20 protein-coding genes and 2 pseudogenes are annotated in these 22,790 nt (G+C 59.1%); 9 read left to right on the forward strand and 13 right to left on the reverse strand.

What is annotated here, in order from left to right; genetic code table 11:
* Nucleotides 1–3 precede the first annotated feature (3 nt).
* Nucleotides 4–384 (reverse strand): annotated as a pseudogene (locus V3W40_RS29370) (aminotransferase class I/II-fold pyridoxal phosphate-dependent enzyme); the annotation flags it as partial.
* A 331-nt stretch (nt 385–715) separates the two neighbouring features.
* On the opposite strand from V3W40_RS29370, the gene V3W40_RS29375 reads away from it, so the two are divergent.
* Nucleotides 716–1,363, forward strand: coding sequence for a hypothetical protein (locus V3W40_RS29375; protein WP_330216177.1), 648 nt, complete (start codon nt 716–718; stop codon nt 1,361–1,363).
* 381 nt (nt 1,364–1,744) lie between these two features.
* Nucleotides 1,745–2,080 carry a hypothetical protein gene (locus tag V3W40_RS29380; protein WP_330216178.1) on the forward strand — a complete coding sequence of 112 codons (336 nt, stop codon included), beginning with the start codon at nt 1,745–1,747 and terminating at the stop codon, nt 2,078–2,080.
* A gap of 514 nt (nt 2,081–2,594) precedes the next feature.
* Here the strand turns inward: V3W40_RS29380 and V3W40_RS29390 are convergent.
* The 5 genes from V3W40_RS29390 to V3W40_RS29410 all read right to left on the reverse strand — a co-directional run bounded on the left by V3W40_RS29390 (nt 2,595) and on the right by V3W40_RS29410 (nt 6,729).
* Nucleotides 2,595–3,308, reverse strand: a complete 714-nt coding sequence (locus tag V3W40_RS29390; protein WP_063321015.1) for a sulfite exporter TauE/SafE family protein — start codon at nt 3,306–3,308, stop codon at nt 2,595–2,597.
* 82 nt (nt 3,309–3,390) lie between these two features.
* The gene (gene tnpC / locus V3W40_RS29395; protein WP_330216179.1) at nt 3,391–4,917 is read right to left on the reverse strand and encodes an IS66 family transposase; all 1,527 of its coding nucleotides are present in this window, start codon (nt 4,915–4,917) and stop codon (nt 3,391–3,393) included.
* 83 nt (nt 4,918–5,000) lie between these two features.
* A complete protein-coding gene (gene tnpB / locus V3W40_RS29400; RefSeq protein WP_223496835.1) occupies nt 5,001–5,336 on the reverse strand; it encodes an IS66 family insertion sequence element accessory protein TnpB in 336 nt (111 codons plus the stop codon).
* Nucleotides 5,333–5,665 carry an IS66-like element accessory protein TnpA gene (gene tnpA, locus V3W40_RS29405; RefSeq protein WP_223496833.1) on the reverse strand — a complete coding sequence of 111 codons (333 nt, stop codon included), beginning with the start codon at nt 5,663–5,665 and terminating at the stop codon, nt 5,333–5,335. The genes tnpB and tnpA overlap by 4 nt, the downstream gene beginning before the upstream one ends.
* Before the next feature lie 779 nt (nt 5,666–6,444).
* Nucleotides 6,445–6,729 carry a hypothetical protein gene (locus V3W40_RS29410; RefSeq protein WP_137212258.1) on the reverse strand — a complete coding sequence of 95 codons (285 nt, stop codon included), beginning with the start codon at nt 6,727–6,729 and terminating at the stop codon, nt 6,445–6,447.
* Between the two features lie 177 nt (nt 6,730–6,906).
* Between V3W40_RS29410 and V3W40_RS29415 the strand changes: the two genes are divergently transcribed.
* Together V3W40_RS29415 and V3W40_RS29420 are read left to right on the forward strand one after the other, a co-directional pair.
* Nucleotides 6,907–7,065 carry a hypothetical protein gene (locus tag V3W40_RS29415; RefSeq protein ID WP_162844265.1) on the forward strand — a complete coding sequence of 53 codons (159 nt, stop codon included), beginning with the start codon at nt 6,907–6,909 and terminating at the stop codon, nt 7,063–7,065.
* A gap of 281 nt (nt 7,066–7,346) precedes the next feature.
* Entirely contained in the window at nt 7,347–7,955 is a 609-nt protein-coding gene (locus V3W40_RS29420) for a LysE family translocator (protein ID WP_065927383.1), read from the forward strand.
* Between the two features lie 3 nt (nt 7,956–7,958).
* Here the strand turns inward: V3W40_RS29420 and V3W40_RS29425 are convergent, their stop codons facing one another.
* A complete protein-coding gene (locus V3W40_RS29425; protein WP_141690759.1) occupies nt 7,959–8,189 on the reverse strand; it encodes a hypothetical protein in 231 nt (76 codons plus the stop codon).
* Between the two features lie 80 nt (nt 8,190–8,269).
* Between V3W40_RS29425 and V3W40_RS29430 the strand changes: the two genes are divergently transcribed.
* Together V3W40_RS29430 and V3W40_RS29435 are read left to right on the forward strand one after the other, a co-directional pair.
* On the forward strand, nt 8,270–9,277 hold the full coding sequence (locus V3W40_RS29430) for a GlxA family transcriptional regulator (protein WP_074846863.1): 1,008 nt from the start codon (nt 8,270–8,272) through the stop codon (nt 9,275–9,277).
* Between the two features lie 48 nt (nt 9,278–9,325).
* Nucleotides 9,326–10,246 carry an ADP-ribosylglycohydrolase family protein gene (locus V3W40_RS29435; RefSeq protein WP_330216180.1) on the forward strand — a complete coding sequence of 307 codons (921 nt, stop codon included), beginning with the start codon at nt 9,326–9,328 and terminating at the stop codon, nt 10,244–10,246.
* A 236-nt stretch (nt 10,247–10,482) separates the two neighbouring features.
* Here V3W40_RS29435 and V3W40_RS29440 read toward each other — a convergent pair whose 3' ends face one another.
* The 3 genes from V3W40_RS29440 to V3W40_RS29450 are packed head-to-tail and all read right to left on the reverse strand — an operon-like array spanning nt 10,483 to nt 13,651.
* Nucleotides 10,483–11,742, reverse strand: a complete 1,260-nt coding sequence (locus V3W40_RS29440; RefSeq protein ID WP_065927385.1) for an FAD-dependent oxidoreductase — start codon at nt 11,740–11,742, stop codon at nt 10,483–10,485.
* 3 nt (nt 11,743–11,745) lie between these two features.
* On the reverse strand, nt 11,746–12,684 hold the full coding sequence (locus V3W40_RS29445; RefSeq protein WP_065946923.1) for a dihydrodipicolinate synthase family protein: 939 nt from the start codon (nt 12,682–12,684) through the stop codon (nt 11,746–11,748).
* Nucleotides 12,685–12,724: 40 nt separating this feature from the next.
* Complete coding sequence (locus V3W40_RS29450; protein ID WP_330216181.1) at nt 12,725–13,651, reverse strand: 4-hydroxyproline epimerase; 927 nt, start codon at nt 13,649–13,651, stop codon at nt 12,725–12,727.
* A 211-nt stretch (nt 13,652–13,862) separates the two neighbouring features.
* Here V3W40_RS29450 and V3W40_RS29455 point away from each other — a divergent pair, with 211 nt between their 5' ends.
* The 3 genes and pseudogenes from V3W40_RS29455 to V3W40_RS29465 all read left to right on the forward strand — a co-directional run.
* The gene (locus V3W40_RS29455; protein ID WP_027606712.1) at nt 13,863–14,624 is read left to right on the forward strand and encodes an AraC family transcriptional regulator; all 762 of its coding nucleotides are present in this window, start codon (nt 13,863–13,865) and stop codon (nt 14,622–14,624) included.
* 105 nt (nt 14,625–14,729) lie between these two features.
* The gene (gene treS / locus V3W40_RS29460) at nt 14,730–16,793 is read left to right on the forward strand and encodes a maltose alpha-D-glucosyltransferase (protein WP_330216182.1); all 2,064 of its coding nucleotides are present in this window, start codon (nt 14,730–14,732) and stop codon (nt 16,791–16,793) included.
* 114 nt (nt 16,794–16,907) lie between these two features.
* Nucleotides 16,908–17,319 (forward strand): annotated as a pseudogene (locus V3W40_RS29465) (TolC family protein); the annotation flags it as partial.
* Between the two features lie 100 nt (nt 17,320–17,419).
* Here V3W40_RS29465 and V3W40_RS29470 read toward each other — a convergent pair.
* From V3W40_RS29470 to V3W40_RS29480, 3 genes are all read right to left on the reverse strand, one after another.
* A complete protein-coding gene (locus V3W40_RS29470; protein ID WP_330216183.1) occupies nt 17,420–19,111 on the reverse strand; it encodes an endonuclease NucS domain-containing protein in 1,692 nt (563 codons plus the stop codon).
* A 174-nt stretch (nt 19,112–19,285) separates the two neighbouring features.
* Nucleotides 19,286–20,488 (reverse strand): dipeptidase, encoded by a 1,203-nt coding sequence (locus tag V3W40_RS29475; RefSeq protein WP_330216184.1) that lies wholly within the window; start codon nt 20,486–20,488, stop codon nt 19,286–19,288.
* Nucleotides 20,489–20,490: 2 nt separating this feature from the next.
* Complete coding sequence (locus V3W40_RS29480; RefSeq protein ID WP_065927396.1) at nt 20,491–22,779, reverse strand: TonB-dependent receptor; 2,289 nt, start codon at nt 22,777–22,779, stop codon at nt 20,491–20,493.
* Between the last annotated feature and the right edge of the window lie 11 nt (nt 22,780–22,790).

Here is a 22,790-nt window from a genome sequence, read left to right on the forward strand (position 1 = left end):
AGATCAGATATAGGCTCCGACCACCCGCTTTACGGTGGTCAGCGCTTCACACAGGGTCTCCATGCTCACCGAGCCGAGCGCCAGCCGTATGGCATGAGGTACGTGAGCCGAGGTGCAAAACGGCTCGGCCGTCGAGACCGACACGTGCTCGCGCATCAATTCCAGCGCGACTTGGTCCGCCCTTGCATCCTCTGCCAGCGGCAGCCACAGAAAGTACGAAGCGGGGTGACGTATCACTGGCAACCCTGACAGCACCAAGTCGGCCAAGGCCTGTTGGGCTCGGGCATCGGCGCGTTTTTGCGTTTCCAGTGCGGCGACCGTGCCATCGTCGAGCCAGGCGCAGGTGATGGCCGTCATGACGCCGGGTGTGTTCCAGGTCGTGGCCTTGCCCACTCGATAACTGTCCCATCATGCTGCGTACTCTCCCGCTGGCCGATGAGCAGATTTTGCCCCAGGCCATTCATAGGAAACAAAGCGCGTTTGGGCAGACCTGGTGTGGGGCAAAAATGGGGCAAATCGTACGCCAACCTATGCCACCCAATGCCATTTATGCATCTATGCAACCTGCTGTGAACAGCCGCCGTAGCCAATAACCACGGGCCTATGCCTCAAAATCACAGACATACTCTTACACAATCGGGGTGTGTAGCACGCGGCGCTGGACCAAATTTTGAAACCCAGTCAAGCTCCGATTTTCTCCGTGGACCATTCGAAAATGAAAGCGTTGATAGTCCCTGAAAGCATGAAGCTGGCTTCAATATGGGTGGTATGGAGTTTTATCTCAATGGGCTTTTTGGGCTGGACTCTCTGGGTGGTAATAAAAGCTGTCGGATCGACTGAAAACATGAGTGCATGGGTGCAAGCCATAGGAAGCATCGGCGCGATTTTAGCCGCAGTCGCGATTGCGCGTCGGGGAGTGATGCAACAAAAAGAGGACAAGCTATTTGAGGGCTACGGCTATATGGAGAAAGCTTTCGGAGTCGCTGCCTATGCGAGCGAAGTGATTGCGGGAGCAAGTCAGTACATCTTGCAGGGGGTGCCCACCCCAGCGATGCTAAAATATCACTCAAATTTGTTGGAAATATGTCTTGAGGACTTAAAAGAAATTGAATATACCCGACTTGAAGATTTAGATGTTGCAAATGCATTCCTCTCGCTCAAGCGTAGTGTCAATTTGACGCGGTCTGCAATATTGCTGCAGCTCGAAACCAGTGGAGGGTTTGCTAAAAGCCAAGTCGCGGCTTGGGGACAAAGCGCAGATAGAGAATCAAAAACAATGAGTGCTGCGATAATCCGTTATTTGGGAAGGCATCCCTGGTTACTTGATGAGGCCCACGCGCATCACCAGAGCCGGCGTGCTTGAATGAGAGTTAGACGTGTTGCTGCTCCCTCAGAAGGCCAGGAGGCCCATATGATCCTTGTTAAAACAACTGCTGCTCCAATACTGCAACAAATAGGAGAGCAGGTGTTGGACCTCGTCGCCGACAATGTAACAGACCTCTCTATGCGACACCCTCCGGTATCGCACCCTCTGTTCAGCGCATATCGGCTCAGTCTGCTTACCGAGGTGAGGGCGTACTTGGCGCGGCCAGCTCCCTCCCAGATAGAGCTAGTTACTGCTACTGATGATGGTCAACTTGTCGGGTTCGCCCTTTGTGGCCTATCTCCCGGGTCGCGGCCCGAGTGCGGCATCTACTACGCGGCAGTTTCCAAGCCTCGTAGATGCGAGGGGATTCTTAGCTTAATGGTGCTTGAGATCATATCCAGGTATGCGGTGGTCAGCCTGTCTTGTGACGTTCGCTTGGTGTCTGTCTACAAGGGTTATGGATTTGAACCTATATCCCTACGCAAACAGCAGATCGTTATGGCTATAGGTCAGCCGCGTGAGGAAACTCCCATCCTTGACCCGGACGAACTCGCACGTCAGCCTCCAATCATTCGGGAGCAAATGGAAGCGTCTGCTCGGTCCACAGAGCAAGCAGTGAAGGCGGCGAACAAAGCGATGGAAAAAACGTGGAAAGCCGAGAAGACTAAAGCGAAAAATTTCCTAGCCCAATACATGAAGGCGAAACGTATGTGAGCATTGGGGGGAGTCGCATCGTTTTAGGGCAGAAAATGGGCCGCTGTAGCGCGCGTTGCGCTTTCTAATACCAAGCAATTAGCCGTAATTGCTTGCCTATAGCTGCCTGTATGAATGAGGAAGGGGTCCGAATCCCTATCTCAGACCTTTGAATGGAAGGCTTGATAGGGCCAGCCGTAGGGCGATTCGGCTGTACTCGACGAAGCATAGAAATCCATTCCGCAACCGAAATAGAACTTCCCGATTTTAGAGGGCTCCAGCGAGAAATAAATGTTGGTGATGCGGAATAGATTCTCAGTAACCGTCCGGGCAACACACCTTCCTGATGCCATCGCTTAAGGCGATGGTGGCGGCTACAAGGCCAGCTTTGAACTCGGCGTGACCGAGATCGGCTGCATGGCCCATGCACGGCGCAAGTTCTTCGTAAGCGTCTGGTTAAACCAGGTTGACGACGGGATTGGGTCGGAGGGGTCGTCATGGCTGACTTTTTCTCCGTGTCGTAATTTTTGGATGCTTACCCGAGCAGCAGTTTGAGTCCTGACATCAGAAGAATCGCTCCAAGTATCTTCTGCACCGCATTTGTCGGTAGGAACTTGGTTCCGAGGTGGGAACCGATCAACGCTCCCAAGAGTGCAATCATCGCTAACCCCCAGACGTTCTCGGGGAGTTGACTGGTGCTGCCCCAATGTCCTGCCAGAGCAGCTAAAGAGTTGAGAAGAATGAACGGAGCAGAAATTGCCGCTGCCGTTTTCACGCTAGCCCATCTGCAATAGATCAGCAGGGGCGTAATCAGAACGCCACCTCCCACTCCGGTTAATCCAGATAGAACCCCTATTACGCTACCAACGAGTAAGGCCACCGCAACTCTGGGTGGCTTAATGCTTTCCTCATTAGGTTTTTTCAAAAAGAAGGGGATTCCGGCGACCAGTAAGAGCGAACCTAGTAGCCGGTCAAACCAAAGCACTGGCAGAGTCAGAGCACCGCCTAGCAGTGCCATGGGCACCGCTGCTAAAGCAAAGGGCCACAGTAATTTCCAATCCACCCGGCCTGAGCGCATGAAGCGCCAAGTAACCAGTAGAGAAACCAATGTGTTCAGAACTAATGCAGTTGGTTTAATACTTTCCGGGGCAAACTCAAGCAGCGCCATGACTGCTATATAACCTGAAGCCCCCGCCTGGCCGACGCTGGCGTAGAGCAATGCGATCAAAAGGAAGGATGCATAAACCATAAAGGAACGCGACTAGCCTTAGGAAACTGAATTGTGGGTCGACGAGGCGGAGCAATTTCAAATCTTCAAAAACGTCCCATGGTTACAGAGCTTGCCATTGATGCGGTAGCAAATTTGTCACCTCATGTGCTTTTTGGGTCGGCAGACGATTCAACACGTCTTTAAGGTAAGCATAGGGATCATGCCCGTTGAGTCGTGCCGATTGGATTAAACTCATGATCGCCGCTGCCCGTTTTCCGCTACGTAACGAACCCGCGAACAGCCAGTTCGAGCGTCCAAGAGCCCACGGTCGGATTTGATTCTCGCACCAGTTATTGTCGATGGGCACAGCACCATCATCTAGATAGCGCGTCAGCGCTATCCAGCGTTTAAGGCTGTAATCCAAGGCTTTCGCGATGGCTGACCCCTCAGGCACAAGCTGCCTCTGAGCGATCATCCAGGTATAAAGTGCATCGATGATCGGCGATGCTTTTTCCTGCCGTATGAGCTGCCGGATACTCGGCTCCAGCTCGCGCGCCTCTCGTTCAACTTCGTACAAGGACGCGATGTAGTGCAGCGCTTTTTCGGCAATCTGGCTCTTATTAGTCGCGTGCAAGTCGAAGAACTTTCGGCGTGCATGGGCCATGCAGCCGATCTCCGTGACGCCTAGTTCAAAGCCTGCCTTATAGCCAGCAAAGTCATCGCAGACCAGCTTGCCGTTCCAGTGGCCGAGGAAGTTTCGAGCATGTTCGCCAGCACGGCTCGGGCTGAAGTCGTAAACGACCGCAGCCAGATCCGAGAACTGACTGGTGGCATAGGCCCAGACGTAAGCGCGATGAGTTTTCTTCGCGCCAGGCGTCAGCATTTGTACCGGCGTTTCGTCAGCGTGGACGACGCCGTGCGTCAGTACGGCTTCGCGCAGCGCATCAACCAGCGGCTGTAATTGTACGCCGCAGTTGCCCACCCACTGCGCCAAGGTCGAACGGGCGATGGGCAGCCCGGCGCGACCGAAGATTTTCTCTTGGCGATACAGAGGCAGATGGTCGGCGAACTTGGCTACCATGATGTGGGCCAGCAGGCCCGCTGTCGGAATGCCTTTGTCGATGACGTGCGCCGGTACCGGCGCCTGTATCAGCGTTTCGCACTGTTCGCAGACCCACTTGCCACGGATGTGGCGCTCGACGGTGAACACGCCGGGCGTGTAGTCGAGCTTTTCGCTGGCATCTTCGCCGATACGCTTGAGGGCGCAGCCGCACTGGCAGTGGGTGTTGTCCGGTTCGTGATGGATCAGAGTGCGAGGAAACTGCGGTGGCAGCGGGGCGCGCTTGGGTTGCAGGCGCACTTTGGCTTCGACAGATGCCGGTTGTAGCGCCTCAAGTTCGGCTTCGATAGCGGCGATATCCGTATCGATCAAGTCACCGAGCAGGCTGGCTTGATCCGGGCTCAACTGCTCGCTGCGCTTGGCAAACTTGAAGCGTTTGAGCAGCGCGATCTCGTGGGTCAGTTTCTCGTTGACCGACTTGTGATGAGTGATTTTCTTGTCCATCGTCTCGACGCGCTGGATCAACTGCGCCGCCAAGGCACGCAGTTCTTCAAGGGTTAATTGATCGAGATTCGGATGCGAAGTCATGTCGCCGATTTTGCCAAAGAGGGCTAGTGGCGGCGATAGACTGATGGGCCAATTGCGTTGGCAAGCGCGCCATGGCAGGCGAGTTAGAGCACCGTGATGGCCCCTCCGGAACCGACGCGTTGCCAAGGTAAGCCGAGCACTAAGGCTTGAAGTTGCTCTGCGTCCAACGCGACTTCAGAGCCGTGCCGCACGCCAGGCCAAAAGAAGCGTCCTTGATTCAAGCGCCGGGCGGCAAGCCAAATCCCCACGCCGTCATGCACCAACACTTTCATACGATTGGCGCGGCGGTTGGCGAACAGATAAGCACAGTGCGGCTTCGCCGCACCGAACACCGCGACGACTCGCGCCAGCGCGGTGTCAGTGCCGGCGCGCATGTCCATGGGCTCGGTGGCGAGCCAGATCGAGTCGATGCGGATCATCGCAGCAGATCTCGCAGGAAAGCAGAACACGCCGCTGCATTTTCTGCCGGCCAACTCACAACGACTATGCCTTTTGAATGAGGCACTTCGATTCGGATCGTGGCGGGAAAAGCTGGATGCTTCGCTATCGGCGGCGCTGCCTTGACCGGAATGAAAGCAGCTTGCAGTGCCAAATTTTTCTGCGCATGCACTCGTATCCATTTATGGACGAGGTTGGCATTGAGGTTGTGGGTCAATGCGACATTGGCAATCGAGGTGTCAGGCTGCGCACATTCGGCAATGACCTGGGCCTTGAAGGATTTGGAATAGGAACGGCGTTCTTGTGGCATGGGCGTCCGCTTAAGAAAGGCTAAAAATGGTGTCCACTTAAATTTTGGTGGACACCATCGCCTCAAGCGACGGTGTCAGGAAGGTGTGTTGCGCGGACGGTTACGATTCTCATATAACTTATTGAAAATGATGAGGATATTCGTGGATTGCAAATCCGCCTACGCCGGTTCGATTCCGACCTCGGCCTCCACTCTTGAAAACCCCGTAGATTAACGTCTACGGGGTTTTTTATTGGGCGTAAGAAAAGGCCCGGGTGCCAACCTCTCGAGCAGGCCGATCTACCTTCCTCCGCATCCGCCTGTGCAGGCGCCATTCCCTTCCCGTTGTGTACAGCGTTGTGCCGTGTCCCTCCCACGCTCGAAGGTTTTTTCGACGAGTGACGTGTCTAGATCAAGGGTCAGGAGGCTTTTAAGGTTGTCATGGCCCGTGTTGGCGACTACCCTGAAAATGTTCGTATTGTTACGAATAATTTCGGTTGTGGCTGTTTTCAAGTCACGCTACTTCAGGATGAGGAACGAAAATGTTTTCACACGAAGGTCCCGCAATAGAGCTGCTGCTATTCATTTTTGGTCTGGCGATGCTACTTTTGGTCGTTTGGTTTTTTCATCATCAATACGAGCGGAAGACGGGGAAGGGTGTTAAAAAACTACATGATCTCGACGAGAAACGCTCAACCTGACGCTGCTGTCGAATGACCTGATCGAGTCGGCTCCCGCTGGCTCGCACTATTCGCTGACGTAAAGATCGAGGGCTGGCTACGATTTCCGAGTCGAGGCCCTCATTCTTGAGCGTACTGAACTCTATCTTCAGCGCCAGTCTCTGACCTGCTGATGCGCTGCGCCTTCACTTCAACCGCGTAGCAGGCGATTTTATCCCGCTGAGTTGCCAGCAACGTGCCGATCTTCATTAGCGCCAACGCCTCACTCGGCGTCCTGCTGCTGTTCGCCAGGGCTGTCAGTTCAACCACGGACCAGCCAATGACTGCAGTTGCATCTTCCAGGTCATAAAACAATTCCTGCTGGGCAGTTCTGGGTCCATCGAGGCCCTGTATCAACTCTTTCATCTACTTCTCCCTTTGGTGCTGATCAGGTAGCGAAGTTGGCCTTACTCGCATCAACGAATGACGTGTATCCACCCCAACACAAACCCTACCAAGACGTTACACGAAACTCATGACGGACTTCATTTACCGAGGTCTTAATTGACGTACACCCAACCTTGTAAAGCAGAGAGCGTTGTCATGAAGTTGAATTACCTAACCAAGGCGGCTGTTGTTGTCGCGCTGTTGTCGACCTTGTCGGGCTGCTGGATATTCATGCCGCCGGGCGGTGGCGGGGGTGGTGATCACGGCGGTGGTGGTCATGGTCAAGGCGGTGGCCCAGGCGGTGGTCCGCGTTAACCGTTAGTCAGCCAGAGGTGGGCCATGAATTATGGCTCACCTCTTTTTTTGCCCCGGATAAATCCCAGGCAAAGAAAAGCCCGCGATGGGGAGCACGGGCTAAAAGGAATGTTCATTAGGAGCTGGGTTCACCATAAGGCCGCGTCTGTGAAAGCTTTGTGAAAACGCCGGAGCCATCTGAACCTGAAGTGTATGCCTCGATCCGTGCCTGGCTGTACGGGGCGCCGGGCGGCATAACCCACTACTGTCGCAGGCCTACCACACTGCTCGGATGCCGCACCATGTCCATGTCTACCAGCCTGCTGTCAGCCTTTGTGCTGTTCGCCTTCGTGTCCTCGATCACCCCAGGGCCGAATAACACCATGTTGCTTGCCTCGGGGGTGAACTTCGGGTTTCGTCGCTCGATGCCCCATGCGCTGGGGATCAGTATCGGCTTCATGCTGCTGGTGATTTCGGTCGGCCTGGGCCTGGGCGAAGTGTTCAAGGTATTCCCGTGGGCCTACACGGTGTTGCGCTATGTGGGCGCGGTGTACTTGCTGTACCTGGCCTGGAAGATCGCCACGGCGGGCGGCATGTCCGATAGCAATGATGAACACGGCAAACCCATGACGTTCTTGGGCGCGGCGGCGTTTCAGTGGGTGAACCCCAAGGCGTGGATAATGGCGCTCGGGGCCATCACCACCTATACGCCGGCTGAGGGCTATGTCACCAACGTGCTGGTGATTGCGCTGGTCTTTGCCGTGGTCAACCTACCCAGCGTGTGCGTGTGGGTCGGGTGTGGCAGCGGCTTGCGTAATGTGCTGCGCGAGCCGCGCTGGTTGAGGCTGTTCAATTGGTCAATGGCCGGGTTGCTGGTGCTGTCGCTGTACCCGATGTTGTTTGCCGGCTAGGTGCTAAACCGGCGAGATGGTCGCCAGCAGGCCGATGCCGATGGTCAGCACCAAAAAACCGAACAGGAAAATCGCCATCTTGGTCATAAGGCCTCCGAAGGAAGGGGGTGGGGATGGGGGCCATTGTCCGCCCAGGCGGCGTTTCAATACAGGCGCAGATAGCAAAGAAAAAACCGTATCAGATGCGTCGGCGAGGGTTCTGCCACGGGCTTTTGGCGCCCGTGGTTTTTTCAAGATCAGTGCCTGAGACAGCCAGCGTTTTTCCCCCTAAGATGGCGCCCATTGCATCAACAATAAAAGTGGGCCAATCCTCGATGGAAAGACGCCAGTTCAGCGGTGGCATGAAAGGCAAGAACCTGCGCTACCTCAACGAAACCTCCCAGCCGGCATCGGTCACTCGCGTCGGCTTCCTGCTGCTCGAACATTTTTCCCTGCCGGCATTCACCCAGACCCTCGACACCGTGGTCACCGCCAACCTGCTGCGACCTGATCTGTTCGCCACGCGCACCTTCGGTTGTGACGACGGGGAAGTCATCAGTGACCTGGGCCTGGTGATCCGGCCGGATGCGCGTCTCGATGCACCCGCGCTGCAAGGCCTGGATCTGCTGGTGATCTGCGGCGGCTTTCGCACCGAACTCAAGGCTGACGACCAATTGATCCAACTGCTGCGTAGTGCCGCCGAGCAGGGCGTGAGCCTCGCGGGGTTGTGGAACGGCGCATGGTTCCTCGGCCGTGCCGGCCTGTTGCAGGGCTACCGCTGCGCCATCCACCCCGAACACCGCCCGGCCCTGGCGGAAGTGTCCAAGGCCACCCACGTTACCAGCGAGCCCTACGTGATCGACCGCGACCGCCTCACCGCGTCGAGCCCCTCCGGCGCCTTCCACATGGCCCTGGACTGGATCAAAAGCTTGCACGACAAAGCCCTGGTCGAAGGTATCGAAGACATCCTGGCCTTCGAGGAATCGCGTTATCGGCGGATCAAACCCACTGAAAACGTCAGCGTCAGCGCGCCCCTGCGCGAAGTGGTCAAGCTGATGGATGCCAACCTCGAAGAACCGCTGGAACTCGACCAACTCGCCGTCTACGCCGGCCGCTCGCGCCGCCAACTGGAGCGCCTGTTCAAGGAACAACTGGGCACCACGCCGCAGCGCTACTACATGGAACTGCGCGTCACCGAAGCACGCCGGCTGTTGCAGCACACCGAACTGTCACAGGTGGAAGTGCTGGTGGCGTGCGGGTTTGTCTCGCCGAGCCATTTCAGCAAATGCTACAGCTCGTATTTCGGATATCGCCCCTCCAAGGAGAAGCGGTTGGTCAAGTAAAGTGACTGCCGCTCCGTGCACTCCGACATGATTTTTCAAGGAGGACCCATGTCTCTTACACGTTTGGATCGTTATCGCGGCAGTTTGCTGGGCTTGGCCTGTGGCGATGCAGTCGGTACCACGGTCGAGTTCATGCCCCGTGGCACATTTACTCCGCTCACCGATATGGTGGGAGGAGGGCCGTTCAACCTCAAGCCCGGCCAGTGGACTGACGATACTTCAATGGCGCTGTGCCTCGCCGAAAGTCTGTTGCGCAAAGAGGGTTTTGACGCGGCGGATCAGATGGGTCGATATCTGAATTGGTGGAAATGGGGCTATTTGAGTTCCACCGGCGACTGTTTCGATATTGGCCTGACCGTGAGTAAGGCGCTAACGGCGTATCAAGACAGTGCAAACCCCTTTTCAGGCTCTACGGATCCGTATTCCGCCGGAAATGGTTCGTTGATGCGCCTTGCACCGGTGGTGCTGTTTTACTTTCCGGACCTTCAACGTATCCGCCATTACGCCGCCGAAAGCTCGCGCACCACCCACGCTGCTCAGGAAGCAATCGAGTGCTGCCTGGTGCTGGCCCAGGCAATCAGCAATGCGCTTGAGGGTGTTTCAAAGGATCAGGTATTGCAGTTGGCGCAGATGGACCTCGCGACCGCCAAAGTCGCCGCACTTGCGCAGGGCAATTACCTGGATAAGTCCCGTGATGACATCGTCGGCACCGGCTACGCCGTGGCGTCTCTTGAGGCCGCACTCTGGTGCTTCCACCATACCGACAGCTTTGCGGCGGCAGTGCTGATGGCGGCCAATCTGGGCGATGACGCAGACACTACCGCAGCCATCGTTGGTCAGCTGGCCGGTGCGTATTATGGCGCCCAAGCAATTCCTGGCGGCTGGTTGGAAAAGCTGTGGATGCGCGAAGAAATCCAAGGCACGGCGGATGCCCTGTTGGCTGCTTCGACCGGTAATCTCGTGCAGTGAAGCGAGCACCGTCTGCAAAACCATGAAGATCAAATGTGGGAGTTGTCGAGCTCAATTGTGGTGAGCGGGCTTGTCCCGCGTTGGGCTGCGCAGCAGCCCCAAAACCAGGCGCAGAGGAGTGCCTGAGACTCGGCATTCGTCTTGATCAGGGGCGCTTCGCCCCCCACGCGGGGCAAGCCCGCTCACCACATGAAATAGCTTGTGCAAGTTGCTGTGCTTGGACGTGGCGGTTCTTCTCAAAACCGCCCCAGTCGATACGGCCCTAGCGCCGGCAACCCCGAAAACGCAGGCGCCCCCGACGCCAATTGCCCCACCATCTCCGCCGTCACCGCCGCCTGGGTCAGCCCCAGATGCTGATGCCCGAACGCAAGCAGCACCTTCCCGTCACACACCCGATCAATAATCGGCAGCGAATCCGGCAGCGACGGTCTGAAGCCCATCCACGGGGTCGCGTCCTCTGCACTCAAATCCTCACGAAACAACCCCTGGCTCAACCGATGCAACTGCCACGCCCGCGCCATGTTCGGCGGGCGGTCGAGGCCGGCGAATTCCACGGTGCCGGCCAGGCGCAGGCCGCCTGTCATGGGTGTCATGATGAACTTGCGCTCCAGGGACGTGACGGCAAACGGCAGGCGCTGATGTTCATGGGGCAGCATCAGGTGATAGCCGCGTTCGGTATCCAGCGGGACTTTTTTGCCGGTCAGGGCGGCGGTGAGTCTGGCCGAGTGGGCGCCACAGGCGATCAGCACCTGGCGGGCGGCAAAGGTGCCTTGATCGGTGCTCACGGTGACGCCATCGCCTTCAACCCGCGCATCCAGCACCTGGTGTTGGAGGAACTGCACGCCACTGGCCTTGGCCGCCTCCACCAATTCGCAGACCAATCGGTAAGGGTCGAGGAAGTGCCCTGTTCGCGGGAAAAACAGGCCGCCCTGGATCTGGGCGCCCAATTGCGGGGCAATCCCTCGAATGGCATCCGCCGACCAGAAATCCACCGGCACGTTTTGCGCCTGCACGCGCCGTTGCAAGCCATCGATGGCCGCGCGGGAGTCTGAACGTTCGAACACCAGCAGCGAGCCATCTTCGCGCAACAGCTCCGGGCGCTGAATACTGGCCAGCAACCGTTGCCAGGCGCCAAGGCTCGCTTCATTGAGCGCGCGCAGACCCGTCACCGTGCCCTGGTAACTCGCCGGGCGCAGGTTCAGCAGCAGGCGGATGAACCAGGGCAGGGCGCGTGGCAGGTATTTCCAGTCCAGGCGCAGCGGGCCCATGGGGTCCATGAGCATGGCGGGCAAGCGCTTGAGGATCGACAGGTCGGCGATCGGGAACACTTGCTCGGTCGCCAGGTGCCCGGCGTTGCCGTAGGAGGCGCCCATGCCGGGCGCCTGCTGGTCGATCACCCGCACTTTCCGCCCCTGGCGCGCCAGCTGCAGGGCGCAGGCAACGCCAATGATGCCGGCTCCGATTACGGCGATATCCGCGGGGTCAGGGTCGTGCATCAGCTACGCCTCTCTCGACCAGTTGGCATACCACTGGCGAAACAGCGCGTACTGGGTTTCGGCGTAACGCCGCTGGGCATCGCTGAGCACGTCGGTCTCGTTGAAGTGCAGGGCGTAGCCCTGGTCGCCGTTGAGTACCATCAGGTGCTTGTAATACAGCACCAGGTCGCAGCCTTCGTCGAAGGACGACAACACCGCCAACGCCGCTTCCAGTTCCCGCGCCAGGCGCCGGGCCTTGGCATCGCCCTTGGCGGCTTGCTTGCTCAGGGCCACCAGGTGCAGCACTTCGCGGGGCAAGGCATTGCCGACGCCGGTGATTGCGCCCGTGGCGTTGCAGTTGACGAAACCGTGCACCACCTGGGTATCGACGCCGACCATCAGTGTCACGCTGTCGTCCTGGGAGGTGATGTGCTCGGCGGCATAGCGCAGGTCGGCAGCGCCACCGAACTCCTTGAAGCCGATCAGGTTCGGGTGTTCGCGACGCAGTTCGAAGAACAACTCCGCGCGAGTGGCGAAGCCGTAGTAGGGGCTGTTGTAGATCACCGCCGGCAGGTTGGGCGCGGCCTTGAGGATCGCCGAGAAATGCGCCTTTTGCGCCGTGGCGGACGCACCTCGGGACAGCACGCGCGGAATCACCATCAAGCCCTGGGCGCCGACCTTGGCCGCGTGGGCGGCGTGGGCCACCGCCTCGCGGCTGTTCACCGCGCCGGTACCGACAATGGTCGGCACGCCGGCCGCCACCAGGCGCGCCACGCCTTCCTGGCGCTCGGCTTCGGTGAGCAACGGCCAGTCGCCCATGGACCCGCAATACACCACGGCGCTCATGCCGATATCGATCAACTCGCGGCCCTTGGCGACCAGCGCGTCGAAGTCCGGCTTGCGCGCGGCGGTGCATGGGGTCATCAGCGCGGGGACGCAACCGGTGAAGATGTTGTCGCTCATTGTCCTGGCTCCTTGCAGCGTTCAATCAAAGGGGTTGGGCTCAGATGCCCCAGGCAAACGGGTCCTGCTCGTCGATCAGCAAGGTGCTGTCGGCGGTCATGTAGGCGCGGCCGGTGATGAAGGGGATGACACGTGTGCCGTCCCATTCATATCGGCCTTCGAAGCGGCTGCCGGTGATGCTGGCTTGTACCCAGGTTTCACCGGGGTTGAGTTTCCCATCGGCGGCCAGGCACGCCAGCTTGGCGCTGGTGCCGGTGCCGCAGGGGGAGCGATCGTAGGCTTTGCCGGGGCACATGACGAAGTTGCGGCTGTCGGCGTGGGCGTCGTCGGCGAACAGTTCGATATGGTCGATCAGGGCGCCGTCTGCGCCGTGGATGCCCTGGGCCTCGAGGGCCTTGAGCATCGCCCAAGTGTAGTCGGTGAGAGCGTCGACGTTGCTCATCTCCAACGCCATGCCATGCTCGCAGACCAGGAAGAACCAGTTGCCGCCCCAGGCAATATCGCCCTGGACTGCGCCATGGCCCGGTACATCCACCGTCACCTGCTGGCGATAGCGATAGGCAGGCACGTTGCGCAGGGTCACGGCACCGTAGTCGTGCAAGGTCGCGGCCACCGTCCCCACCGGGGTGTCGAGGGTGTGCACGCCCGGCTGGATAAGCCCCAAGTGCTGCAGGGACGCCACCAGGCCGATGGTGCCGTGGCCGCACATGCCCAGGTAACCGGTGTTGTTGAAAAAGATCACCCCGCAGGTGGCGCCCGGGGTGACGGGCGCACAGTACAGCGCCCCCACCAGTACGTCATTGCCACGGGGTTCCAGCAAGCAGGCGCGGCGCCATGGGTCGTGCTCCGTGCGCAGGTTTTCCAACTGGTCGGCGATGCTCGCGCCCTTGAGCGCGGGGAAGCCGGTCATCACCAGGCGCGTGGGTTCGCCGCCGGTGTGGGAGTCGATCACATGCAGTCGCTTCATAACGCGCTCCATCAATAAGAGCTGTGGGCTGCCTTCTTGTGAGTGTAGGGATAGGCATGCAGTGGCCCTATCGTGAACGCGCAGGCTGGGCGGCGATTGATGTTTTTTGCCGACATCGATGACGAAATCAGCACAGTTCGCCCTGCTCGACAGCACCCCAGGCATGGGGCAATCTGCTTGCCATCAAGGTGACAGCCGGGGAGAGACACTCATGCTTCAACGCGCGTTTGCGAGCCTTTGCCAAGGGGCCAGCCCTCCCCACAGCATCGAGCAGCTACTGGCCGGTGTGGCGCAGCTGCTGCCAATGCTCGACGTGATCCCCAATGCCGCCATCTTCATCAAGGACCTGGAGGCCCGTTACGTCCTCGCCAACCGCACTCTGGTGCAGCGCTGCGGCCTCAAGCAGCTGCAACCATTGCTGGGCAAGACCAGCGCCGACGTCTTTCCCGCACCATTGGGACCGGGCTACACCGAGCAGGACCGGCGCGTGCTGCAGCAAGGTTTTGTGCTGGAAGACCAACTTGAACTGCACCTGTACGGCAGCCGTGAACCCGGCTGGTGCCTCACCCACAAATGGCCGCTGTACAACCACGAAGGCCGCATCATCGGCCTGGCCGGGATCTCGGTCGACCTGCAATCGGCCAGCCAAACCCACCCGGCCTACCAACGCCTGGCCGCTGTGGACGAGCATATCCGCACGCACTTCAACCGCCGCGTCACCCTCGGCGAACTGACGCGCATCGCCGGGATTTCCGTGGCGCAACTGGAGCGCTACTGCAAGCGCGTGTTCCACCTGACACCCCGGCAGATGATCCAGAAAGTACGCTTGGAACACGCCCATCGGTTGCTGCACAGCGACATGCCGATTACCGAGGTCGCGCTGCAGTGCGGCTATACCGACCACAGCGCGTTCACCCGGCAGTTCAAGGCATCGACGGGGTTTACGCCGAGGCAGTATCGGGAAACCTGCTGAGCGCCCGAGCCCCCGTTCAGGCACGCCACATTGCAATGCAACGAATGGCCCACCGAGCCCTCATATGTTCACGAGTAATGTTTAACCACGACAGGTACCAAGCTTATGACCGCGGCTGAAAACAACCATGTGAACTGGCTGGTGGAACAATCGATGCTGCACGCGGCACGCCAGCGCGCCAAGCTCTATTCGGGCCAGGGCCGGTTGTGGCAACAGCCGTATGCGCAGACCCGGCCCCGTGATGCCTCGGCCTTGTCGTCGGTGTGGTTTACCGCCTACCCGGCGTCGATTGTGACGCGCGAGGGCGGTACGGTGCTGGAGGCGCTGGGGGATGAGACGCTGTGGCATGCGCTGTCGAAGATCGGCATCCAGGGCATCCATAACGGCCCGCTGAAGAAATCCGGTGGCCTGACCGGCACCCGGCACACGCCGACCATCGACGGCAATTTCGACCGCATCAGCTTCGAGATCGACCCGCAGTTGGGCACCGAGGCGCAGTTGCAGGCGTTGACGCGCATGGCGGCGGCGCACAATGCGGTGATCATCGACGACGTGATTCCGTCCCACACCGGCAAGGGCGCGGACTTTCGCCTGGCGGAGATGGCCTACGAGGATTACCCCGGCCTTTACCATATGGTGGAGATCCGCGAGGAAGACTGGCCGCTGCTGCCCGACGTGACCGAGGGTCGTGATGCGCAGAACCTCAGCCCGGCCCAGGTGGACGCCCTGCGCGACAAGCACTATATCGTCGGCCAGTTACAGCGGGTGATCTTCTTCGAGCCCGGCGTCAAGGAAACCGACTGGAGCACCACGCCGGTGGTCATCGGCGTGGATGGCAAGCCGCGTCGCTGGGTGTACCTGCATTACTTCAAGGAAGGCCAGCCGTCGCTGAACTGGCTCGACCCGACCTTCGCCGCGCAGCAGATGATCATCGGCGACGCCTTGCACGCCATCGACGTGATGGGCGCGAAGATCCTGCGCCTGGACGCCAATGGTTTCCTCGGCGTGGAACGCACCCTCGATGGCACGGCCTGGTCCGAGAGCCATCCGCTGTCGATCACCGGCAACCAACTGCTGGGCGGGGCGATTCGCAAGGCCGGTGGTTTCAGCTTCCAGGAGTTGAACCTCACGGTGGATGACATTGCGTCGATGTCCCATGGCGGCGCCGACCTGTCCTATGACTTCATCACCCGCCCGGCGTACCAGCACGCGCTGTTGATGGGCGATGCCGAATTCCTGCGCCTGATGCTGCGCGAAATGCACCGCCAGGGCATCGACCCCGGCTCGCTGATCCATGCCTTACAGAACCACGATGAGCTGACCCTGGAGCTGGTGCACTTCTGGACCCTGCATGCCCACGACACCTTCCTTTACCAGGGGCAGACATTCCCCGGCAATATCCTGCGCGAGCACATCCGCGAGCAGATGTACGAACGCCTGGCCGGCGAGCACGCGCCGTATAACCTCAAGTTCGTGACCAATGGCGTGTCCTGCACCACCGCCAGCATCATCACGGCCGCGCTGGGCATTCGCGACCTGGAGGCGATCAGTGCCGCCGACATTCAACAGATTCGCCAGATCCATTTACTGCTGGTGATGTACAACGCCATGCAGCCCGGGGTGTTCGCCTTGTCCGGCTGGGACCTGGTAGGCGCGCTGCCGTTGGCCGCCGAGGAAGTCGCGCACTTGATGCAGGATGGCGATACCCGCTGGATTCATCGCGGCGCCTACGACCTGGTGGACCTGAACCCGGACGCAGAATTGTCGGCCGGCCAGATGCCGCGCTCGAAAAGCCTCTACGGCAGCCTCAACAGCCAGTTGCAGGACCCGGACTCGTTCGCCTCGCAACTGCAAAAGATCCTCGCCGTGCGCCGCGCCTACGACATCGCCGCCAGCCGCCAGATACTGGTGCCCGACGTGCAGAACCCCGGCCTGTTGATCATGGTCCACGAATTGCCGGCCGGCAGAGGCACGCAAATCACCGCGCTGAACTTCGGCGCCACGCCGATCACCGAAACCCTGAACCTGCCGGATATCGCGGCGGGGATGGTGGTGGACATCATCAACGAACGGGTGGAGGGCGACCTGACGGCGGAGGGCGCGTTCACCATTACCCTGGATGCGTACGAGGGGTTGGCGCTGCGGGTTATCAGCAGCACGCCGATGTAACCTCAATCTTCCAAGCACCGAAGAACCCAATGTGGGAAGGGCGGTGCGACGATTCGACTTGCCCCCGATAGCGGTGTGTCAGTCACAGAGTTGTTAACTGACCCACTGCAATCACTGTCCAGCCTGTTCAAGGCCGGCAGTCGCCCCGAGCATCAGCCTGCCGATCTTCGATGCCGGCAGCAACCGCGCGACCCTGGATGCGGCCAAGGTCGAGAAAGAGATCCAGGTGAAGACCTACCAGCAAACCCTGCAAACCGCATTCAAGGAAGTCGCCGACGCTCTGGCCGTGCGCAGCACCCTGGACCAGCGCCTCACTGCCGAGCAAGCGCTGACCGAGGCGAGCCGGAAGAGCTACGACCTGTCCGACGCGCTCTACCGCGCCGGCTCGCAAAGCTACCTCGAAGCCCTGGATTCCCAACGCTCGCTGTACAGCGCCCATCAGGACCTGATCACCCTGCGCCTGGCGGAGCAGAGTAATCGGGTGAGTTTGTATAAGGTGATGGGGGGCGGGTGGCAATCGCTTTGAGCGTGATGATTGGGTCTGACAATGGCGTGTCAAGCAGCAGTAACGCTTAACACCCACGTTAAATAATTAATGCTCTTGACGCAATTGTCGTTCTTAGGGGTCAGGTCAGAAAGTGATATTCGTCATTTTGATCATAAGTGACGATAGTGCCATCCCAATGTTTTGAGTAGATGCCGATAATGTCTCTAAGGAAATCCGCATTTCTACTGGAGTATTCACTTAGCGTGTCTTTATATTCCTCAGGATCACATTCCTCAAAGCCGAGAGATGTTAGCTTTTTGCACCGCTCGGTACCGGCTTCAATAGTGCGGGAGTAGGTTTCATATGAAAGACCCGAGCTTCGGACGATAAAGGCGTCATTCTCGTCGAGCCCACCCCAGTTCAAAGGCGCTAGTAGATTTACTATTTTTCCCTCAAAGTGATTGTTTACGATGCTTTTCATTGAGGGGGTTTTATGCGTATCGGTCAGTCTTCCGATATATTCGGTTGTTGTGGTTTGTGTGTCGACCTGTATGGAGAAGTGTGGTAGAAAATTGGCTTCATCTTCTGGAGTGAGTGTTTTATATAGAGATAATAGAATGTGGTTGGGGTTGAATATGTAAATGCTGATTTTATTTATATTATTTTGTTTTTCTATCTCGGCAAACGTCCTGTTGATCTGCTCGGTCCATTGAGGGTTGTGGATCAAGCATTTCCTTATTTCTTCGCGGGTAGTGGCGAGATAGCGAGTGTCTTCTCCGCTCAACGTCTTCTTGTAATGCTGTCGCGTGTTCCCCTGGTCGCCGCATAATTCGCTGACGAGGGTTTCTTTAACCAGAAGATCGTTGTGCGCGAGGGCGCCGAATTTCAAAACATCCATAATCTCCCATTCATCATGGAAGAGCTTCTCGGCGAACTTCGCCGGATAACCCATTTCGTGGTCATCGTAGGGAACTTCAGGAGGCGCTGCCATAATTTGCTCATGGGCGTCATGCAGCAGCTGTTCGTTATTCTCGGTGTATTTCAAGGTGTCGCGCCATTCTTCCAGGGCGTCACCCTCAAGAAGCGTTTCGAGTTGCATCAGGCAGTACTCTAAATCAAGCTCCACCATCGCAAAGTACAACATGTATGGCATCAACGGTACGCGTTTTATGTAGTCGTCATAGGTTCGAGCAGGTCCTAGCTGCTCGAACAGTTTAGTGAGTTTTTCGTATTTCTTGCGGCGGTCTAATTCTGGTCTACCTTGGGCGGCGCTGAGTTGAATAAGCACATAGTCTTTGATGCCTTTTGCTGCGCAGGAAGCGATGTATTGCTCAGTCCCAATCCTCAGGTTCTCTAAAGACTGATAGCGAATTAAATGGTGTTGCGAGCTGAATAATCTGTCTGACCGCACCGGCGCTGGGGTGACAGGTTTAGCATGCGTTGGGTTCCCAGATGTATCAACGGTCAACTGGATTCCGGAAAGTCTGAAGTTTACTCGGGCTACTAGTGAGGAGAAGGGTATCAGCAGCTCCTTCCATTCTGTTGAGACAATCAAGATTCTGAGTTCGTCTTCTTTTAGTCCGAGATTTAGTTTGATGCCTTCGATGTACTTTAATATTTCATGAATGGCTTGGCGTGCTGCGGCATTGGTTTTTTTTAACTCAATCAGTACATACTTTCCATTTTTATCGCGGGCCAAAATATCCACAAAACTTCGTGTGCCTTCTGGGTTTGGTAAAAACTTTTCAGTTTTTTCCAATGTGAGGCCCTCTTCAAGAATGTCGAGGTTCTCAGCCAGTTTGTCTCTTATTACAGATTCGTCGACCTTCATTATCTATCCTTGATGTTGCGTTGAGTCAGTCCCTTCGGAGTACTGGGTGGCATATTGCCACTGATTGTGTGGAGTTCGCTAGTGGGGCTGTTGGTGAGTCCAATGGCCGTTGCCATTGGGCTACGCTCCAGGCGCCTTAAGCTTTACGGAGCAAATGAAACGTTGTTAAACGCCTCAGGGCCGCCGCTGATCCTGCGCCGCCTGCAACACTCGCAGCAAATTCCCGCTCCAGATATTCGCGATCTGCACCTCGCTATACCCCGCATCCAGCAACCGCTGGGTAATCACCGGCAACTGGCTCACATCGTCCAGCCCGCTTACGCCACCGCCGCCGTCCCAGTCGGCGCCGATACCGACGTGGTCCGGGCCGGCCACTTCCAGCAGGTGCAACAGGTGCTTCATGAACACGTCGAGGCTGGCCTTGGGTTGGGCGAAGCGTTGGTTGAGGCTGTCGCGTTCCTGATAGAGCGCCTTGACCTGCTCCGGGCTGAGGGCGGCGAGGTTGTGGAAGCGTGCGCCGAGCGCGGCCATGGCTTTGTTGCGATCCGGGTTGGGCGTGAGGGGGATCAGGTAGTCGCTGTAGGCGTTGACCTGGATCACCCCGCCCTTGGCCGCCAGTTGGCGCACGCGGTTGTCGTCGAGGTTGCGCGGGTGCGGGTTGACCGCGCGGCTGCTGGAGTGGGAGGCGATGAGCGGGGCGCTGGACAGCGCCAGCATCTGGTCGAACACCGCGTCGCTGGCGTGGGACACGTCGAGCAGGATGCCCAGGCGGTTGGCCCGTTGCACCAGGTCGCGGCCCTTGGGGCTCAGGCCTTTCCATTCCGGCAGCGCGGTGGCCGAGTCGGCCAGGTCGTTGTTCATGAAATGCACCAGGCCGAGCATGCGCAGGCCTTGGCGGTAGTAGGTGTTGAGCAACTCGGGATCGGAGCTGAGTGGATCGGCGTTTTCCATGCTGATAAACACCACGCGCTTGCCCTGGGCCGCAATACGCCGGGCGTCGGCGGCGGTCAGGGCCAGGGCGAAGCTGTCGGGGTTGCGGTCGATCACATCGCGGATGCGGGTGAGAGTGGCCAGGCCATAGGCGCTGGCGTAGGCGCGGCCTTCCTCGGTGCGTGGGCCTTGGGGCGTGTAGACGGCAAAGAACCCCCCATCCAGGCCGCCTTCGCGCATGCGCGGCAGGTCGACCTGGCTGCCGTCCTGGCGATAGTCGTGGCGCTCGAGGATGTTCCAGCCGGGGCGGGTCAGGGTCAGCGGCGTGTCCAGGTGGCTGTCCAGCACCAGCAAGCGCTGGTGCAGGGCCAGGGTGGTGGGGCTGACGGTGGTGTCGGCGTGGGCCAACAGTGGCAGCAGGGCGAGCAGCAACAGGCGCGTGTTCATGTTCAGAACTCCATGCTCAAGGTGCTTTGGAAGGTGCGCGGCGAACCCGGTCGGAACACGGCGGGGCCGCTGGTGCTGGTGAGGATGTAGCCGAGGTAGTCCTTGTCGAACAGGTTGTCGACATTGAAGCGCACCTTCACATTCTTCAGTGGGCCGTAGTGCAGGCGCTCGCCCCCCAGATCCAGGTAGGCGTTGTACAGGGTGTAGCCGGGCACGGATTCACTGTTGGTGAAGTTGCTGTAGCGCTCTCCGATATAGCGTGCCGAGAAGTTCAGCAGTGCCCATGGCGCCAGCTCATAGGTAACCCCGGCCTGGGCCAGCCAGCGCGGGCTGTCGGGCACCTCGTTGCCTTTGATCGAAAGGCCGCCGGCGTCGTTCCGGAACGTGGAGGTGTTGTAGGTCAGGTTGCCGTTGAGCACCACCTTGTCGGCCAGGACCGGGGGTTTCCATTGCCCGCTCAGCTCGGTGCCGTAGGCCTGCACCTTGCCGACGTTCTGGTAGTAGGTTTCCACCTGGCTGCTGCCGGGCACGGCTGAGGCGAAGGCTTGCAGGCGGTTGTCGAAGTCGGTGCGGTACAGCGCCCAGGCCGCGTTGAAGGTCGGGCGGTTGATGCGATAGCCCACCTCGTAGTTCTTCGCCCGCTCCGCCTCCGGTGGCGGCGCGCTGGGGCTGGCCGCGCGGAAGATGTCGTCGGCGCCACGGGGCAGGGCCATGTTTTCCGAATAGGAAGCAAATACCTGGGTGTCATCGGTGAGGTTGTAGACCAGCCCGGCCTGGGGCAGGAAGGCGTCGTTCCACTGGGTGGCCAGGCGCGGCTGGCGGTCGTTGATGTAGTCGCCGGCGTTGCGATAGCCCTCGATGCGGTACTTGAGGTGCAGGCTCTTGAAACCGAACTGCAGGCGCAGGCGGTCGTCGAGCAGGGTCCAGGTGTCCTTGAGGTGGTACTGCAACGAGTTGCGCGTAGAGCTGAAATCCCCTTGCAGGTGCACCGGCTCATTGAACAGCGGCTCGCCGGCCGGGCTGCCGTCGGTGAGGTTGTAGCGCGCCTGCTGGCGGTTGAACACATCGGTCTCGGCCCACACCCCGGTGTCGATCTGGTGCTGGCCGATGTCCCATTGCAGCCCGGTGCGCCCGCCGAAGCGGTGGCCGCTGAGGGACGACAAACCGTATTGCACGCCCCGTGGAGCAAACAGGCCATCCACCGTGTTTTCGGCATTGTGCAGCGCCAGGGAGGTGGCGTAGGCCTCCGGGGACACGCCAAAGCCTTTCTTGGCCTCGTAGTAGAGGGTGGTGTAGTTGAGCAGGTCCGGGCGGATCTCGAACTGGCCGCCCAGGCTGTACAAGGTGTCGCGGCGCTGGTTCACCGCCTGTTTGTAGAACTGGTTGTAGTTGGTGTTGCTGTAGCGCACGCCGGGCACGCTCTCGGGTAAGTCGGGCAGGCTGCCGAGGTAGGCGAAGTAACGGCCCGAGCGACCGAACGGGTCATTGGCGCTGCCGTCGTACTGGGCGCTGCTCACGTAGGGCGAGTCGTAGTCGTAGAACGCGTTGTGCACGGCGCGCAGCCACACCTCGTCACGTTCACCGAAGCGATAGCGCACCTTGGCTTCCAGGTGTTCACGGTCGATGGTGCCGGGGCCGCGCCATAGGTCGCCGTCGATTTTCGAGCGGCTGAAATACGCCGACAGGCCCTGGTATTCGCCGCTTTGCAGCTTGACGAAACTGCGCCGCAGGCTGTCGCTGCCGAGGGTGTAGGACAGGCTGGCGCCCGGCTCGAGTGTGGGGTTGCTGGTCTGGTAATCCACATACGGGCCCAGGGACGCATAGCCCGATTGCGACACGTCGCCCGCGCCGGTGGAGGCGGTGACCCGCTCGGTGTTTTCATTGTCGACGTAGCGATAGATCGGGCTGCCGCCGAACTGATCGGTACGTCCCAGGGGCACACCGTCGATGGAAAAGCCGATCTGCTGCAGGTTGAAGGCACGCACGAACACCGAGTTGCCGAACTCATACAGGCCCAGCGCATCGTTGACCTGCACGTTGAAACCGGGCAGCGCCTCGAGCATTTTCAGCCCCGAAGTGCCGGCCGGCGCCGACAGCAACGCCTGGTGCGAGATGCTCAGGGTATTGCTGATCTTGTCTTCGCCAATGGCGGCGCTGGCTTCAGTCACGCGGGCACCGACCACCTCGACTTTGCTCAGTCGGGGTTCGGTGGAATCGGCGGCCTGCGCCGCCCAACTTGAATCGGCGACCAACAGGCTGGCCAGCAGGGTCTTGCGGTACTGAGCAATCATTGTCTGTCCTT

This window comes from Pseudomonas sp. AM8, assembly GCF_036346475.1.
GTDB lineage: Bacteria > Pseudomonadota > Gammaproteobacteria > Pseudomonadales > Pseudomonadaceae > Aquipseudomonas > Aquipseudomonas marginalis.

Bases quoted from the DNA above. Each gene is read 5' to 3' on its own strand.
- V3W40_RS29375 (WP_330216177.1), top strand. From the start codon at position 716: ATGAAAGCGTTGATAGTCCCTGAAAGCATGAAGCTGGCTTCAATATGG.
- V3W40_RS29380 (WP_330216178.1), top strand. From the start codon at position 1,745: ATGGTGCTTGAGATCATATCCAGGTATGCGGTGGTCAGCCTGTCTTGT.
- V3W40_RS29390 (WP_063321015.1), bottom strand. From the start codon at position 3,308: ATGGTTTATGCATCCTTCCTTTTGATCGCATTGCTCTACGCCAGCGTC.
- tnpC (WP_330216179.1), bottom strand. From the start codon at position 4,917: ATGACTTCGCATCCGAATCTCGATCAATTAACCCTTGAAGAACTGCGT.
- tnpB (WP_223496835.1), bottom strand. From the start codon at position 5,336: ATGATCCGCATCGACTCGATCTGGCTCGCCACCGAGCCCATGGACATG.
- tnpA (WP_223496833.1), bottom strand. From the start codon at position 5,665: ATGCCACAAGAACGCCGTTCCTATTCCAAATCCTTCAAGGCCCAGGTC.
- V3W40_RS29410 (WP_137212258.1), bottom strand. From the start codon at position 6,729: ATGAAAGAGTTGATACAGGGCCTCGATGGACCCAGAACTGCCCAGCAG.
- V3W40_RS29415 (WP_162844265.1), top strand. From the start codon at position 6,907: ATGAAGTTGAATTACCTAACCAAGGCGGCTGTTGTTGTCGCGCTGTTG.
- V3W40_RS29420 (WP_065927383.1), top strand. From the start codon at position 7,347: ATGTCCATGTCTACCAGCCTGCTGTCAGCCTTTGTGCTGTTCGCCTTC.
- V3W40_RS29430 (WP_074846863.1), top strand. From the start codon at position 8,270: ATGGAAAGACGCCAGTTCAGCGGTGGCATGAAAGGCAAGAACCTGCGC.
- V3W40_RS29435 (WP_330216180.1), top strand. From the start codon at position 9,326: ATGTCTCTTACACGTTTGGATCGTTATCGCGGCAGTTTGCTGGGCTTG.
- V3W40_RS29440 (WP_065927385.1), bottom strand. From the start codon at position 11,742: ATGCACGACCCTGACCCCGCGGATATCGCCGTAATCGGAGCCGGCATC.
- V3W40_RS29445 (WP_065946923.1), bottom strand. From the start codon at position 12,684: ATGAGCGACAACATCTTCACCGGTTGCGTCCCCGCGCTGATGACCCCA.
- V3W40_RS29450 (WP_330216181.1), bottom strand. From the start codon at position 13,651: ATGAAGCGACTGCATGTGATCGACTCCCACACCGGCGGCGAACCCACG.
- V3W40_RS29455 (WP_027606712.1), top strand. From the start codon at position 13,863: ATGCTTCAACGCGCGTTTGCGAGCCTTTGCCAAGGGGCCAGCCCTCCC.
- treS (WP_330216182.1), top strand. From the start codon at position 14,730: ATGACCGCGGCTGAAAACAACCATGTGAACTGGCTGGTGGAACAATCG.
- V3W40_RS29470 (WP_330216183.1), bottom strand. From the start codon at position 19,111: ATGAAGGTCGACGAATCTGTAATAAGAGACAAACTGGCTGAGAACCTC.
- V3W40_RS29475 (WP_330216184.1), bottom strand. From the start codon at position 20,488: ATGAACACGCGCCTGTTGCTGCTCGCCCTGCTGCCACTGTTGGCCCAC.
- V3W40_RS29480 (WP_065927396.1), bottom strand. From the start codon at position 22,779: ATGATTGCTCAGTACCGCAAGACCCTGCTGGCCAGCCTGTTGGTCGCC.